Annotated in this window: 13 protein-coding genes; 5 read left to right on the top strand and 8 right to left on the bottom strand. The window is 61.1% G+C overall.

Annotated features, from left to right (window positions below; genetic code table 11):
* Window positions 1-8 precede the first annotated feature (8 nt).
* From LH464_RS17710 to LH464_RS17730, 5 genes are all read right to left on the bottom strand, one after another.
* Entirely contained in the window at window positions 9-995 is a 987-nt protein-coding gene (locus tag LH464_RS17710) for a WD40 repeat domain-containing protein (RefSeq protein ID WP_226787726.1), read from the bottom strand.
* Between the two features lie 196 nt (window positions 996-1,191).
* The gene (locus tag LH464_RS17715) at window positions 1,192-2,292 is read right to left on the bottom strand and encodes a CobW family GTP-binding protein (RefSeq protein WP_226787727.1); all 1,101 of its coding nucleotides are present in this window, start codon (window positions 2,290-2,292) and stop codon (window positions 1,192-1,194) included.
* A 101-nt stretch (window positions 2,293-2,393) separates the two neighbouring features.
* Entirely contained in the window at window positions 2,394-2,816 is a 423-nt protein-coding gene (locus LH464_RS17720) for a type II toxin-antitoxin system VapC family toxin (protein ID WP_226787728.1), read from the bottom strand.
* Window positions 2,816-3,067 (bottom strand): type II toxin-antitoxin system VapB family antitoxin, encoded by a 252-nt coding sequence (locus LH464_RS17725; protein ID WP_226787729.1) that lies wholly within the window; start codon window positions 3,065-3,067, stop codon window positions 2,816-2,818. Before LH464_RS17725 ends, LH464_RS17720 begins: the two co-directional genes overlap by 1 nt.
* Window positions 3,068-3,136: 69 nt before the next feature.
* On the bottom strand, window positions 3,137-3,928 hold the full coding sequence (locus tag LH464_RS17730) for a creatininase family protein (protein WP_226787772.1): 792 nt from the start codon (window positions 3,926-3,928) through the stop codon (window positions 3,137-3,139).
* A gap of 85 nt (window positions 3,929-4,013) precedes the next feature.
* Here LH464_RS17730 and LH464_RS17735 point away from each other — a divergent pair, with 85 nt between their 5' ends.
* The 3 genes from LH464_RS17735 to LH464_RS17745 all read left to right on the top strand — a co-directional run bounded on the left by LH464_RS17735 (window position 4,014) and on the right by LH464_RS17745 (window position 6,618).
* On the top strand, window positions 4,014-4,532 hold the full coding sequence (locus LH464_RS17735) for a MarR family winged helix-turn-helix transcriptional regulator (RefSeq protein WP_226787730.1): 519 nt from the start codon (window positions 4,014-4,016) through the stop codon (window positions 4,530-4,532).
* 81 nt (window positions 4,533-4,613) lie between these two features.
* Window positions 4,614-5,636: a LacI family DNA-binding transcriptional regulator gene (locus tag LH464_RS17740; RefSeq protein ID WP_226787731.1), complete on the top strand. Its 1,023-nt coding sequence runs from the start codon at window positions 4,614-4,616 to the stop codon at window positions 5,634-5,636.
* Between the two features lie 19 nt (window positions 5,637-5,655).
* Window positions 5,656-6,618, top strand: a complete 963-nt coding sequence (locus LH464_RS17745) for a 2-hydroxyacid dehydrogenase (RefSeq protein ID WP_226787732.1) — start codon at window positions 5,656-5,658, stop codon at window positions 6,616-6,618.
* 16 nt (window positions 6,619-6,634) lie between these two features.
* Here LH464_RS17745 and LH464_RS17750 read toward each other — a convergent pair whose 3' ends face one another.
* A complete protein-coding gene (locus tag LH464_RS17750) occupies window positions 6,635-7,429 on the bottom strand; it encodes a gamma-glutamyl-gamma-aminobutyrate hydrolase family protein (RefSeq protein WP_226787733.1) in 795 nt (264 codons plus the stop codon).
* Between the two features lie 283 nt (window positions 7,430-7,712).
* Between LH464_RS17750 and LH464_RS17755 the strand changes: the two genes are divergently transcribed.
* A complete protein-coding gene (locus LH464_RS17755; protein ID WP_226787734.1) occupies window positions 7,713-8,819 on the top strand; it encodes a TRAP transporter substrate-binding protein in 1,107 nt (368 codons plus the stop codon).
* 107 nt (window positions 8,820-8,926) lie between these two features.
* Here LH464_RS17755 and LH464_RS17760 read toward each other — a convergent pair whose 3' ends face one another.
* Window positions 8,927-10,423 (bottom strand): TRAP transporter large permease, encoded by a 1,497-nt coding sequence (locus LH464_RS17760; protein WP_226787735.1) that lies wholly within the window; start codon window positions 10,421-10,423, stop codon window positions 8,927-8,929.
* A 30-nt stretch (window positions 10,424-10,453) separates the two neighbouring features.
* Window positions 10,454-10,993: a TRAP transporter small permease subunit gene (locus tag LH464_RS17765; RefSeq protein ID WP_226787736.1), complete on the bottom strand. Its 540-nt coding sequence runs from the start codon at window positions 10,991-10,993 to the stop codon at window positions 10,454-10,456.
* A gap of 715 nt (window positions 10,994-11,708) precedes the next feature.
* Between LH464_RS17765 and LH464_RS17770 the strand changes: the two genes are divergently transcribed.
* A complete protein-coding gene (locus LH464_RS17770) occupies window positions 11,709-14,036 on the top strand; it encodes a putative bifunctional diguanylate cyclase/phosphodiesterase (RefSeq protein WP_226787737.1) in 2,328 nt (775 codons plus the stop codon).
* Window positions 14,037-14,220: the final 184 nt, after the last annotated feature.

The raw sequence follows: 14,220 nt of genomic DNA on the forward strand, positions 1-14,220 counted from the left end.
CGTCGATCTCAGGCCGAGATGTCGATGACGCCGCAATCGCCGGCTTCGGACGAGAATGCGAGAAGCTTGCCCGTTGTGCTCCAGCTTAGGCCGGTGATGGCGCCCTTGCCGGGTCGTCGCAGCAGCGCTTCCTTGCCGTCGGCAATGCGGACGCCGAGGATCATACCGTCGATGAAGCCGATGGCCAGCACCTCTTCTGCCGGATGGAAGGAGACCTGGGTGACCATGATATCGGAGCGCGTGCCGAGTTCCTGAGGCGCCTTGCCCATCGGGCCTTCCTTGGACGAGAAGGGCCAGACGATTGCCGCCGGCGCACCGGAGGAGGCGAGCCATTTGCCCTTGGGCGACCAGGAGAGTGACTTCACCTTGGCGGGGTAGCCGGTCATGCGCATATGGCGGGCTTCACCGGGCTTGCCGTCGAGCTTCCAGCCGTGCAAGGCGTTTTCCTGCATGGTTGTGACGAGGAAGCGCCCATCCGGCGAGAAGGTGACGCCGGTGTGGGCACCCTTCCAGTCGAGGTCGACGGGGGCTCCGCTGGTGCCGACCCAGTGTAGCGTCACGCCGTTATAGCGGGCGGCTGCAATCCGCAGCCCCTTCGGCGCGAAGGCAAGTCCCTCGACGCTGCGTTGTTCAGGATATTCCCTGGTCGTGCCGTCCGCCAGCCGTACGAAGCTCGAACGGCCGTGGGCATAGGCGATGGCGCCTTGCGGGCCTCCCGCGACGACGCTGATCCACTTGCGCGGCACTTCGGCAAGCTCGGCGATGCTGCCGTCATGGCCGATGCGCAGGACCTTGCCGTCCTCGCCGCCCGTCAGCAACGTCGCGCTGAACGGATCGCGGATGCAGGTCAGCAGGCCCTGGTGGGCCTCGGTCACCTTCTCGCCACCGTCCAGGCGGTGAATGGTGCCGGCGGCGGTGGCGAAGAAGGGGATGTCGCCGAGAAAGTGCGTGGCGACGACATGGCCTTCGAGATCAAGCGGTGCAACTGTGGGCATCAGGCAGTGGGTCTCTTCGAAATGGTTAGGTTTGCCGGACTAAGGCCCCCTCTGGCCTGCCGGCCATCTCCCCACAAGGGGGGAGAAAACCGTGGCGCCTGCCTGCCTCAATGGGCCTGGACGGAAGCTCCGGGTTAAGCCCCTCACCCTCGCGGGGAGGGGTTGGGGAGGGGTGTTTTGAAGGCACGCCGCCAGGTCAGGCCGGGGTCTTTTCCGTGGCCTGGCAGGCGAAGAAGCTCTTCTCGATCTTTTCGACATCGAGATCGCGACCGATGAAGACGAGGCGCGATTCACGCTTTTCGCCATCCTTCCAGGCACGCTGGTGGTCGCCCTCAACGATCATGTGAACACCCTGAACCACATAGCGCTGCTCGTCGCCCTTGAAGGCGATGATGCCCTTCAGTCGCAGGATGTTCGGACCGTCCGTCTGGGTGATCTTCTGGATCCAGGGGAAGAAGCGCTCCGGGTTCATTTCGCCACCGCGCAGCGAGATCGACTTCACGGTCACGTCATGGATCGGCGAGGGAGCATGATGATGATGGTCGTGATCGTGATCATGATCGTGGTGGTGATCGTGCCCATGGTCATGGCCGCAATCAGGGCCGCAGACATGATCCTCATGCCCGTGATCGAGGAACTGCGGATCGTTTTCCAGGGCACGCTCGAGGTTGAAGGCACCCTGGTCCAGCACCTTGGTCAGGTCCACGCCGGAACGGCTTGTCTTGTACACGCGGGCCGAGGGATTGATGGCGCGCACGACCTCGTCGATCTGCGCCAGTTCTTCGGGCGAAACGAGGTCGATCTTGTTGATGACGACGACGTCGGCGAAGGCGATCTGGTCTTCCGCTTCGCGGCTGTCCTTCAGGCGCAGCGGCAGATGCTTGGCATCCACGAGTGCGACCACGGCGTCGAGCTCGGTCTTGGCGCGCACGTCGTCATCCATGAAGAATGTCTGCGCAACCGGAACCGGGTCGGCAAGGCCGGTGGTCTCGACGATGATGCCGTCGAAGCGGCCGGGGCGGCGCATCAGGCCCTCCACAACGCGGATCAGGTCCCCGCGCACGGTGCAGCAGACGCAGCCGTTGTTCATCTCGTAGATTTCCTCGTCCGACTCGACGATCAGGTCGTTGTCGATGCCGATCTCGCCGAACTCGTTGACGATGACGGCATACTTCTTGCCGTGGCTTTCGGACAGGATGCGGTTCAACAGCGTCGTCTTGCCGGCGCCGAGATAGCCGGTGAGCACGGTGACGGGAACGGGCTTGGCTGCGGGTGTGTCGGTGGTCTTGTCGGTCATGGGAAACCTCGGAGGATGTACGGGCGCCTCAAGGCGCAAAGGTGTCGGCCTCATATAAGGGCAAGGCAGGGCGAGTTCAAAGGGTTTTGAATGTTATAAGGTCACATGGCCGGTGGGAGGGGTAAGGGCAGGGTTTCAACATCCGTTTCCCGGAGCAACTGGTCCAGGGTCAATATCGGCTGATTCGAGGCTTTGGCGTAAGCGTAGTGAAAGCAGTCGAAGTTGCTCAGATATCGACGACCGATCCCGTGCTTTTCGGCGACTGCGACCGCGTGGTGCAGAACGTCCCTCGGAGATATGTCCCGCAAATCGATGCCGCGTGCCTCCAGCCATTCCACCACGGCGCCTTCGGCATCGCCATAGCGGCAGTCCAACTGGTCCGGGTGCGAGAGGACGATGATCGCCTCCCATGCGGCAAGCGGCGATGTAAAGGCCGAGGTAGCCGAGAGTAACGCCTGCTCATAGGCGTCGGCGGTGTCTTCTCCTGCCATCATCGAGACGATTGCGCAGGCATCGACAAACATTATTCAGACGCCAGGTCGTGGTCGAGTTCATGATAGGCTGCCGGCGGAACCGGCTGTCGTGTTCCCTTGAAGGAAAGACCGCGCCGGGCGAGGATACGCACAGCGGTTTCCCGCGGACTTTCCTCCTCCAGCCGCTTGTCGATCGTCTCGCGAAGAGCGGTGATCACCGCATCGGTGATGGTGGACTGGTCGATTTGCGCCAGTTCCCGAGCCAGCGCATCCGCGTGTTCGTTCCTGATGTTCAAAGTCATGGGCTTGGCTCCGACATGTAGCCTCACTATAGCGTTTTGTGTAGCCCGGAGCAAACTTCCCCTTGTGACTTAGCCCAGTTCCCTCACATCAAACGCCGCCACATCCTCCAGCAGTTCCACAATGCCCTCCACGGCATGCTGAAGCATGGCTTCGCCCTTTTCCGCGCTGGCGGCGGTCGCGTTGCCGGCAACGCCCTCAGGGTTGAGGTCTGACATCTTCCAGCCGAACGTATGCCGGCCGTAGGCGCGCAGATGCTTGAACCGTTGCTCGAATTCGCTCTGGCGCGAGGAGAAATTGCCGGCCTTGCGCATGTCCACCCTCTCCGGATGCAGGGCGAGCATGACCGAGGTCTCGATGTCGCCGCCATGGATGTCGATCGCCTTGTCCTCTGCCGTGATCAGCCCGTCCGGCAGTCCGAAACGGGTCCAGCTTGTCGCCACCGCCAGCATGCCGAAACGCACACGCGCCTCGGTGGCAACGACGGTCATCAAGGGGGAATTGCCGCCATGCGCATTGAGCATCACGAATTTGCGGATGCCCTGCCGGTGCAGGTCTTCGGCGATGCCCAGCCAACGGTGGATTGCCTCGTCGAAGCCCAGCGTCTTCGTTCCAGCCACATCCATGTGTTCGATTGAATAGCCGACCGGCTCGACGGGCATGAAGGTGACGGGCAGCGCGGCGGGCAGCGCGGCGATCACTCTTTCGACCACACCTTCGGCAATCAGCGTGTCCGTCTCGAACGGCAGATGGGGGCCATGCTGTTCGTGCGCGCCGAGCGGTAGGACCACGATCCAGTCCTTGCGACCGGCTTCGGGGAGCGACGGATTGTTATCCTCAAAACGCGGCAGGGGCAGGGACATCTGGCGATCGATTTCCGGTTTCGCTATGGGTAGTGTCAGCAAGCATATAATCATGCTTGCTCCGGCATAAAGACGGACAGGTGCAATGAGCAAGAAGAAGGATGGCAAAAAGCGCAAGAGCGGCAAGAAGAAGGACCTTGAGTCCATCTTGCCCGGCGATCTTGCGCATGCCGTGACCCAGGCGGCGCGTTCGATGCGCACCGCGCTCAGCCGCAGCCTTGCCGAGAGCGGGCTTTATGCGGGCCAGGATGGCGTCATCCTGGCGCTGGCCGAGGAGGATGGCCTGACGGCCGGCCAGCTTGCGACGCTTCTTGGCGTCAAGGCCCCAACGATGACGCGGACGATTGGCCGAATGGAAGCGCAGGGGTTTGTCGAGCGGCGTGACGACGGCGCCGACGGCCGCCTGACGAAAGTGTTCCTGGCGCCCTCCGGCCGGGCCAATGTCGAACGGATCGGTCAGAGCGTCACAGAGTGCAGCACACGCGCCTTCGGCGACTTTTCGGAGAAGGAAGTCAGGACATTGCTGCGCCTGCTGAAGGCGATGGACAGCAATCTCCAGGGCGTTGCCGAGACGGAATCGGTCGACGTCGCGCCAAGCGTTTAAACCCGGTTGCGAAACGGCATTTAACTATTTAAAGGATTTTAAATGCGGCCTTGAGCCGATATTTGCCTGGTCGGAGGGGACGTGGCGCAAAAGATCAAGCTGTCGACGATTGCGGAAAGCCTCGGCCTTTCCACGGCCACCATTTCGCTGGCCCTGCGAGACAGTCCGCTGGTTGCTAACGATACACGCGAGAAGATCAAGGAGCAGGCAAGGGCGCTCGGTTACATCTACAACCGTCGCGCCGCGAGCCTCAGGACGTCCCGCTCGGGGATCGTCGGTGTCGTCGTCCACGACATCATGAACCCCTTCTACGGGGAAATCCTCAAGGCGATCGAAAGCGAGCTGGATCGCAGCGGCCAGACCTTCATCCTGTCCAACCATTACGACTCGGTCGAAAAGCAGCGCACTTTCATCGAGACGCTGCTGCAGCTTGGCGGCGACGGGGTCATCATGTCGCCCGCCATCGGCACGCCGGTGGAAGATGTGAAGCTCGCCGAAGCGAACGGCATGCCGGCCATTCTGGTGGCGCGCTCCATGGAAGGCGTCAATCTTCCCACCTATCGCGGCGACGACAGCTACGGCATATCACTCGCTACCAATCACCTGATCGGGCTTGGCCACCGGGTGATCGCGATGATCGGCGGCACAGACCAGACATCGACGGGCCGCGACCGCTACCAGGGCTACGTGAACGCACTGCGTAAGGCCGGCATCGAGGTCAATCCTGACCTGCGCATTCCCGGGCCACGTTCCAAGCAGGGTGGTTTCGAAGCGGCGGTTCACTTCCTGTCGCTTCCGCAGAAGCCGACCGCGGCCGTCTGTTGGAACGACCTTGTCGCCATCGGTCTGATGAACGGCATCGCCCGCGCCGGTCTCGTGCCGGGGCAGGACATTTCGGTGACCGGCTATGACGATCTGGAAGAGGCGTCGATCGCCACGCCGGCGCTGACGACCGTCTGGAACGGCCAGAGCGAAGTGGGTCGGCTTGCCGCCCGGGCACTTCTCGACCGTCTTGCCGGAAGTCACGAGCCGGACGGCATCCATCTCATCAAGCCGGAGATGCGCATCCGCCAGTCGACCGGTATCCATCGACCCCGCAGCTGATAATGAACGAGGAGACACCATGTCCGATCAACCCGTAGCCGTGCTCGTCCCCGGGCGTATTCATCCGCGCATTCTGGAACGGCTGGGCCAGACCTTCGAGGTCGTGCCGGTGCCGATGGGGCCTGTTACCGAGATCGGTGCCGATGTCCGCGCGCGTATCAAGGGCGTGGCGATTTCCGGCGCACTGGACAATGGCTGGATCGATACGCTTCCGAACCTCGAGATCGTCTCCAATTTCGGCGTCGGCTACGATGGCGTCGATACGAAGAAGGCGGTGGAGCATGGCATCATCGTCACCCACACGCCCGACGTGCTGAACGACGAGGTGGCCGACACCACGATTGCGCTGCTGCTCAATACCGTCCGCCAATTCCCGAGGGCAGAAAACTACCTGCGCGAGGGCCGCTGGAAGAAGGACGGGCCTTTCCCGCTGACGCCGCTGTCGCTGAAGGGCCGCAAGGTCGGCATTCTTGGGCTTGGCCGTATCGGCATGGAGATCGCCAAGCGCCTCGAGCCGTTCAAGGTGGAGATCGGCTACCATACCCGCAGCCGCCGCGAAGGCCTCGACTACACCTATTATTCCTCGCTGAAGGAGATGGCAGAGGCGGTGGATACGCTGATTTCGGTCGTTCCCGGAACGGCGGCGACGCACAAGATCTTCACGTCGGAGATCTTTTCAGCGCTCGGCCCGAACGGCGTGTTCATCAATGTCGGTCGCGGCACCAGCGTAGATGAGGATGCGCTGATCACAGCGCTGAAGAACAACACCATCGCGGCCGCCGGCCTCGACGTCTTCTACGATGAGCCGAATGTTCCGGACGGCTTCCTGGACCTGCCGAATGCCAGCCTGCTGCCGCATGTGGCGTCGGCCTCGGTGCCGACCCGCAACGCCATGGCCGACCTCGTCGTCGACAACCTGATCGGCTGGTTCCGGGAGAAGAAGGTGATTACGCCGGTGCCGGAAACGCCCGTCAAGGGATGAGCCAGGACGGCGGGCTTCAGCCCGCCGCAGCGAACGCCTTGGGCGCTGCCGTGGCAGGTGCCTTTGTGGCCGCGTAGTCTCTGACTGCCCGGCCGAAGGCTTCGAACAGGGCGCGAGACGGTGCATCCGTCTCCGCCCAGTATTCCGGGTGCCATTGCACGCCGATTGCAAATCCCTTCGCATCGATGACGGAGACAGCCTCGATGGTGCCGTCCTCGGCCGTCGCTTCCACCTTGAGGCGCGGCGCCGTTTCGGCAATTGCCTGGCGGTGCAGCGAATTGATCTGCACCTGCCCGGACAGGCCCAGATGACGGGCGATGCAGGAACCTTCCTGGATGAAGACCGGCTGGCGGATCGCGTACATGTGGTCCCGCTCGGGCGCATCCGGCTTGCGGTGGTCCCATATTCCGGGCTGGTCCTGAATCTCGGTGGCGAGCGTGCCGCCGAGCGCGACGTTCAGTTCCTGGATGCCGCGACAGATCGCCAGAAGCGGGATGCCGCGTTCGAGTGCCCGGCGGATCAGCGGCAGCGATGTCTGATCGCGCGCGATGTCGAACGGGCCGTCGGCATCGGTCGCGGTCTGGCCGTAGAGCGAAGGGTGGACGTTGGTGGCCGAGCCTGAGACGAGCAGGCCATCGACACGGTCGAGAATGGCATCGGTGTCGTTGCCTTCCTCGAAAGCGGGAATGATGAAGGTCATCACATCCGCAACCTTGAGGGCGGCCTTGACGTATTGATTGGGTGTTGCATGCCAGACGGCGCCTTCGAACTCACGAATGTCGGCGGGCAGGGCAACGATGGGCTTCGGCATCTTCAGTCTCCAGGGGCTTGAGAGATTTCTGCCGCCGGATCAGGTCTGCTGTCAAGCGGGGCACCTGCCGTGGCATTCCGGCAAGTGTTCGGGGGGCAGGAGGGGTCTTCTGTTGCCCGGTAATCCAATCTGCCGGTTTCTGGCCGCTTTACTGGAGCGCGATGTCTAACACTAAGGACTAACAAGTAGAATGCTTGCGCGCCTCAAGTGGACATGTTTACTTCCCGCAGGGCCGGGGGAAGGGAGGACGACCACCCCTCGGGTTCATAACGGGAGGTAATTTATGGATCGTCGTACATTCTTCAAAAAGGCGGCAGTGACAGGAACTGGCGCTGCCGCTGCAACCGCACTTGCGGCTCCGGCAATAGCCCAGGAAAATCCCAAGATCACCTGGCGCCTTACGTCTTCGTTTCCGAAATCGCTCGACACCATCTTTGGTGGCGCGGAAGACGTTGCCAAGCACGTCTCGGAAGCGACCGGAGGCAATTTCAACATCCAGACCTTTGCCGCCGGCGAAATCGTCCCAGGCCTTCAGGCCGCCGATGCGGTCAGTTCCGGCACCGTCGAGATGTGCCATACCTGCTCCTATTACTATGTCGGCAAGGATCCGACTTTCGCGATCGGTACGGCGATCCCCTTCGGTCTCAACGCACGCCTGACCAATTCCTGGTTCTACCAGGGCAACGGCAATACGTTGATGAACGAGTTCTATGCGACCCACGGCCTCTACGGCATGATCTCCGGCAATACCGGCGTCCAGATGGGTGGCTGGTTCCGCAAGGAGATCAACACCGTCGAGGACTTCGATGGCATCAAGATGCGCATCGCGGGCATCGCGGGCCGAGTCGTCGAGAAGCTCGGTGTCGTGCCGCAGCAGATTGCCGGTGGCGACATCTATCCCGCGCTTGAAAAGGGCACGATCGATGCGGCCGAGTGGGTCGGTCCATACGACGACCACAAGCTCGGTTTCCACAAGGTTGCCAAATACTATTACTACCCGGCGTTCTGGGAAGGCGGTCCGGTCATCCACTCCTTCGTCAACCTCGACAAGTGGAACGGCCTGCCGAAGCACTATCAGGCGGCGCTGCGGGATGCATGCGCCTTCGCCAACACCAACATGATGGCGAAATACGACCTCAAGAACCCGACGGCGGTAAAGCAGCTCGTCGCGGAAGGCACCGTGCTGCGTCCGTTCAGCCAGGATATCCTCGAGGCCTGCTACAACGCTGCCATGGACGTCTACAAGGAGATCTCGGCGTCGAACGAATGGTTCAAGCGGATCTACGAGGACCAGGTCGCCTTCAAAAGGGAGGGGTATCTGTGGATGCAGCTGTCCGAATACACGTTCGATACGTTCATGATGATCCAGCAGCGCAACGGCAAGCTCTGAGCTTCCGCTGACACGTCACCAGAAGAAAAGCCCCGGATGATTTCCGGGGCTTTTTGATTCCTGTGCGTCGTTTGGTAATCTAGGACCCGCCTGAACGGGACCCGGACTTACGGGTTGATCTTTGGCGGTTCGCCGAGATTGGGCATTGCCGGTTGGGCGGGCGGTGCGCCGCCGCCGTCCAGTGGCGGAAGGCCGAAGTTCGGTCCCCCCTCAAGGCCGGACGGGCCGCCGAAGCCGGGGATCTCGATCTTGATGTTGTCGAGATCGATCTCAGGTCCCTTGTCCAGCCAATAGGTTACCGACTCGGGCCAGAAGATCACGATCGCAACCAGCAGCAGCTGCATGCCGAGCCACGGGATGGCGCCAAGATAGATATCCCTCGTCTTCACGCTCTTCGGTGCAATCGAGCGAAGATAGAAGAGCGCGAAGCCGAAGGGCGGATGCATGAAGGCGGTCTGCATGTTGATGCAGAGCAGGACGCCGAACCAGATCAGGTCGATGCCGAGCGACTCGGCGACCGGCGCCAGAAGCGGAATGACGATGAAGGCGATCTCGAAGAAGTCGAGGAAGAACGCCAGGAAGAAGATGAAAATGTTGACGAAGATCAGGAAGCCGACTGCGCCGCCCGGGATGTGAGACAGCAGGTGCTCGATCCAGAGGCCGCCGTCCATGCCCTGGAAGACGAGGCTGAAGCAGGTTGCGCCAACGAGAATGAAGACAACCATCGAGGTGATTGTCATCGTCGAATGCATGGCCTGCTTGACCAGATCCCAGGTCAGGCGTCCGTGCAGCGCGGCGATAACCATCGCGCCAACCACGCCGAGAGCACCGGCTTCCGTCGGCGTTGCGAGGCCCATGAAGAGGGTGCCGAGCACGAGGAAGATCAGCACGATCGACGGGATCATGCCCCACAGGACCTTCATCACCAGCGCGGCGTTCAACTCGCCGCGTGCTTCCGGCGGCAAAGCCGGAACGTCCTTCGGGCGAAGGATCGACAGGATGAAGATGAAGAGCATGAAGATCGCGACCTGAAGGATCGATGGACCGATCGCGCCGAGATACATGTCGCCGACCGAGCGGCCGAGCTGGTCGGCGAGAACGATCAGCACGAGCGACGGCGGGATGACCTGGGTGATCGTGCCGGACGCGGCGATGACGCCGGTGGCAAGCCGCGGGTTGTACCCGTATTTCAGCATGATCGGCAGCGAGATCACGCCCATGGTGATAACCGAGGCGGCAACCGTGCCGGTGATCGCACCGAGTATGGCGCCGACGACGATAACCGCATAGGCGAGGCCGCCGGGCACGGCGCCGAACAGCTTGCCGGTTCCCTCAAGCAGGTCTTCCGCCAGCCCGCATCGCTCCAGGATGGCGCCCATGAGGGTGAAGAAGGGAATGGCCAGCAGCAGGTCGTTGGAGACGATGCCGAAGATGCGGAACGGCAGGGCCTGCATGAAGGCGAATTCAAAGTGACCGGTGGCTATGCCGAGGAGGCCGAAGAACAGGCCGACGGCAGACAGTGAGAAGGCCACCGGGAAGCCGTAGAGCATGAAGATGATCATGCCCAGGAACATCGCTGGCGGCATAATTCCGTATTCAAACATATGCGTAGTTTCCCCGCGATACCTGGTCTTTTACTGCAACGGCTTTTCGTAGGTCGTGTCGACTTCGACGAATCCCATCAGGCCGGCAATGCGCTTGATGAGCTCCGATAGGCCCTGGAGGGCGAGAAGCGCGAAGCCTGACACGATGATCAGCTTCACGGGCCAGCGAATTAGGCCGCCGGCGTTGGAGGACATTTCGCCCTGAGCGAAGGAGAGCGCGAAGACGGGCCACGACAGCCACGCGAGGTAAAGGCAGGAGGGAATAAGAAACACCACCAGACCGATCACGTCGATCCAGAGGCGTTTGCGGTCGGAAACCGCGCCATAGATCAGATCGACCCGCACATGCTCGTTCAGCCGGAGCGTGTGCGAGGCACCGAGCAGAACGACAAAGGCGAAGAGATACCACTGGATCTCGAGCCAGCCGTTTGAGCTGTAATTGAAAGTGTACCGGATCAAGGCATTCCCGGCACTGATAAGGCAGCAGAGCAGGACAAGATATCCGGCAAGCTTGCCGATGATTAGACTTATGCGGTCGATGAAACCGCTGACCTTCAGTAGCACGGGCATGAAGCTTCCTGATCCTCGCAAATCCTGGATCGCTTCGCCCATGGACGGTCGAAACAGGATGAATGCGACGGCCAGGGGTTCAGCCTTAAAAACCCGGACCGCCAGCCAAATTATTGCCGATGAAAGGGGCCATCAGTCTGCCTGAATCAGCGCCCATCCATAGTTTCCCCTCGAACGGCGCAATTATTGGACGTTGTCGTTCGTTGCGAGACCTGTAGTGACTGGTGCGGCAAAAATCAATTGCTACGGAAGTTGCAGTGTACTTGATTTTCAGGGGGCGGCCCCTAGGATCATGAACTCATAAACCGGATCGAAATGGTATGAGCGGATTTGGTTCGATACGAGGAGCGAAGGCGCTGGCAATGCGGCACCTTTTCAGGTCTTCGCAACCAGGATGTCGGGCAGTGTGGTAGTGCCCGCAGCCCAGCAAAATCGTTTCGATCTGTGGCGCCGTCGCTCGACGGGGCTCACGATCCGTCGTGCCCGATACCACCTCCTTCAAACGTTCAGCACCTGGGTTCTGATACGCTCTGCTCGGCAGCAGTTGCGAATTCCTGTGCGTTATATGTTGATTTCTCGCAAGGTCGTTTGGAGGTTTGTTAAGCACATTGTGAAATACCCCTGAAGCCTGCGACGTAGGCTTGGCGAAAGCACGTAAAATTAAACCGTTTCGGCAAAAGCTGGCTTGCTGAGGCATGGAAGGAAATTCGCCCCGATGAAGGCGCAGGATGCGGCGACACTGCCGACAGATGTCTATCTGTCGTTCGTCAGTTCGTTGTTTGGAAATCGCGGGACGCTTTGGACCGGGGTCGTAGTCCACGTCGCCTGGTGCTTGCTCGTCTATCATTATACCGGCTCCCGTTTTTACGCACTCCTGGCGCTGAGCTTTGCTGCGGTCTTCTTCTATCGGATCTACTGGTTCCGTCGGTTCGACCAGGCTGACAAGAGCGCTCTTTCGAGGGAAGAAATCGCCGGCTGGGAGAGACACTACCTTGGCGGGGCAACAATGGCTGCATTGTTGCTGGGCATCGCCAGCGGCTATGCGCTGCTTGTCGTTCAAGATTCCTTTGCCGCGTTCACATGCATCGCCATGACCCTTGGGTCGATGATGTCCGTCGTCGGCCGCAACTACGGGTCCAGCCGTGCGGTCGATCTCCAGACGCTGGGATGCTGTGCGCCCATTGTCATCGCCTGCGTCATCAGCGGCGATTTTCATCTGGCGCTCATGTCGCTCCTGCTCGTCCCGTTCGGCCTGACCACAAGGTCGATGGCAACAGGCGTGCGGGAATTTCTCTACGAGAACGTGCTTGTAACCCGCAAGACGCGCGAAATCGCCAACCGCTTCGACATTGCATTGACCACGATGGCGCACGGCCTCGTCATGCTGGACGCCGAAGGGCGCATACAGGTCATCAACCGTCGCGCCTATGAGCTTCTGGGGCTCGACCAGGGGAAAAACCTCAAGGACCGCGAGCTGGTCTCGGTGCTGCGCGAAAGCCCCAATGCCGCCTTGCGCGACATTCTTCCTCTCGTTCAACGTCTCGCGGATGGCCGACTGGACAGAGAACAGTTCCAAATCGGACCTGAAGTCCATCTCGAATGTTCGGCAACATCTCGTGACGATGGCAGGGTGGTGCTGATCTTCGAAGATGTCAGCGCGCGCGTGGCCGCCGAGAACCAGATCCTTCACATGGTTCGCTTCGATTCGCTGACGGGCCTGCCAAGCCGCGATCACTTCGTATCGCTGGCAGGAAAGCGCATAGCGCGACGTGACGAGCAGATGCCGGTGGCACTCGTCCTTCTCGACATCGAAGGCTTCAAGCACGTCAACGATCTGCGGGGACGTCTCGTCGGCGACCGGCTGCTGCAGGCCGTTGCCGAGCGGCTCCGGGATGTCGCCGGGCCTGAGATTATTACCGGTCGTCTCGTGGGTGACGAATTCGTACTCCTGCTGACCGGGACGGATGGCCGCGAAAGTCTGGAAGAGCTTATCTCGCAATGTCACGAGCGGATCCAGGGACGATACCTGCTTGGCGACATCCGTCTGCCCGTCTTCGCAAATGGCGGCTGCATCATCGGCCCTGCCTCCGAATTTAATATGGAGGCCTGGCTGATCAAGGCCGATCTCGCCATGAATGACGCCAAGTCCAAGGGGAACGGCGCGCTGTCGCTGTTCCAGCCGGAGATGGACGCACGTTACGTGGAGGACCAGAAGCTGAGGGCCGACCTTCGTCAGGCCATCGAGGAGAAGAACCTCTACGTGGTCTATCAGCCGATGTATCGGCCGGATGGATCGAGCGTGGAGTGTGTCGAAGCGCTGGTTCGGTGGAGGCACCCGGAGAAGGGTCTGATCGGCCCCAATATCTTTATTCCGATTGCCGAGGATATGGGGCTGATATCGACCCTCACTCGATTTGTCATAGACCAGGCGTGCCGTGACTGCGCTTCATGGCCGCGGCAATTGCCCGTGTCCGTCAATCTTTCCGTTCAGGATCTGGAGTGCCCGGAGATCGCCGGTGACCTGAACGACGCGCTGAAGCGATACCGCCTGGATCCCTCACTGCTTCATGTGGAGGTGACGGAAAGCAGTTTCATGGCGGAGCCGAGCGGGGTCGTCGCACTTCTCAGCCAGATTCGTGCCCAGGGCATTACCGTGGCCATCGATGATTTCGGCACAGGCTTCTCCAGCCTGAGCTACCTGAACTCTCTGCCGCTCGACATCGTGAAGCTGGACCGAGCCTTCATCCGGGACATCGGCAGCGACCAGCGTCGCCTGAGCCTCCTGTGCGGGGTGGTCGACCTGTCCCGCAACCTCGGCCTCAAGATCGTTATCGAGGGCGTGGAAACCTCCGACCAGCTGGACCTGATCAACGAGCACAATCTCGCCGATCTGGTCCAAGGGTTCATCTTCTCGCAGCCGATCTCCGCCGATGCCGTAGCGGTGCTGACCGAGACGGAAATGGTGCATGGCGGTGCTCCCTCGACAGTGGGCGAGGGTGACGCCCGCAAAACGCGCAGACGCGCGCTTAAACCGGCGCTCTGAGCCCACCACTCCCCGTTCTTTCCGATCATCCTCGTGGGCGTGCGCTCGCGGTCCATGCGCTGTAGCCGCGCGCGGCCCTTCGCGCATCCGCTGACGTTTGCGGCAATCAACCCGTCCGTATTCCGGTTCGAGGCGCTCGGGCGTTAACCATGTTTGTTAATTTACTGTCCAGTTATCGATCACA

The organism is Pseudorhizobium xiangyangii (assembly GCF_020531965.1).
GTDB lineage: Bacteria > Pseudomonadota > Alphaproteobacteria > Rhizobiales > Rhizobiaceae > Neorhizobium > Neorhizobium xiangyangii.

Coding starts and splice junctions, on each gene's coding strand:
- LH464_RS17710 (WP_226787726.1), bottom strand. CDS start 995: ATGCCCACAGTTGCACCGCTTGATCTCGAAGGCCATGTCGTCGCCACG.
- LH464_RS17750 (WP_226787733.1), bottom strand. CDS start 7,429: ATGCCGAAGCCCATCGTTGCCCTGCCCGCCGACATTCGTGAGTTCGAA.
- LH464_RS17765 (WP_226787736.1), bottom strand. CDS start 10,993: ATGCCCGTGCTACTGAAGGTCAGCGGTTTCATCGACCGCATAAGTCTA.
- LH464_RS17760 (WP_226787735.1), bottom strand. CDS start 10,423: ATGTTTGAATACGGAATTATGCCGCCAGCGATGTTCCTGGGCATGATC.
- LH464_RS17755 (WP_226787734.1), top strand. CDS start 7,713: ATGGATCGTCGTACATTCTTCAAAAAGGCGGCAGTGACAGGAACTGGC.
- LH464_RS17730 (WP_226787772.1), bottom strand. CDS start 3,928: ATGTCCCTGCCCCTGCCGCGTTTTGAGGATAACAATCCGTCGCTCCCC.
- LH464_RS17735 (WP_226787730.1), top strand. CDS start 4,014: ATGAGCAAGAAGAAGGATGGCAAAAAGCGCAAGAGCGGCAAGAAGAAG.
- LH464_RS17720 (WP_226787728.1), bottom strand. CDS start 2,816: ATGTTTGTCGATGCCTGCGCAATCGTCTCGATGATGGCAGGAGAAGAC.
- LH464_RS17715 (WP_226787727.1), bottom strand. CDS start 2,292: ATGACCGACAAGACCACCGACACACCCGCAGCCAAGCCCGTTCCCGTC.
- LH464_RS17770 (WP_226787737.1), top strand. CDS start 11,709: ATGAAGGCGCAGGATGCGGCGACACTGCCGACAGATGTCTATCTGTCG.
- LH464_RS17725 (WP_226787729.1), bottom strand. CDS start 3,067: ATGACTTTGAACATCAGGAACGAACACGCGGATGCGCTGGCTCGGGAA.
- LH464_RS17745 (WP_226787732.1), top strand. CDS start 5,656: ATGTCCGATCAACCCGTAGCCGTGCTCGTCCCCGGGCGTATTCATCCG.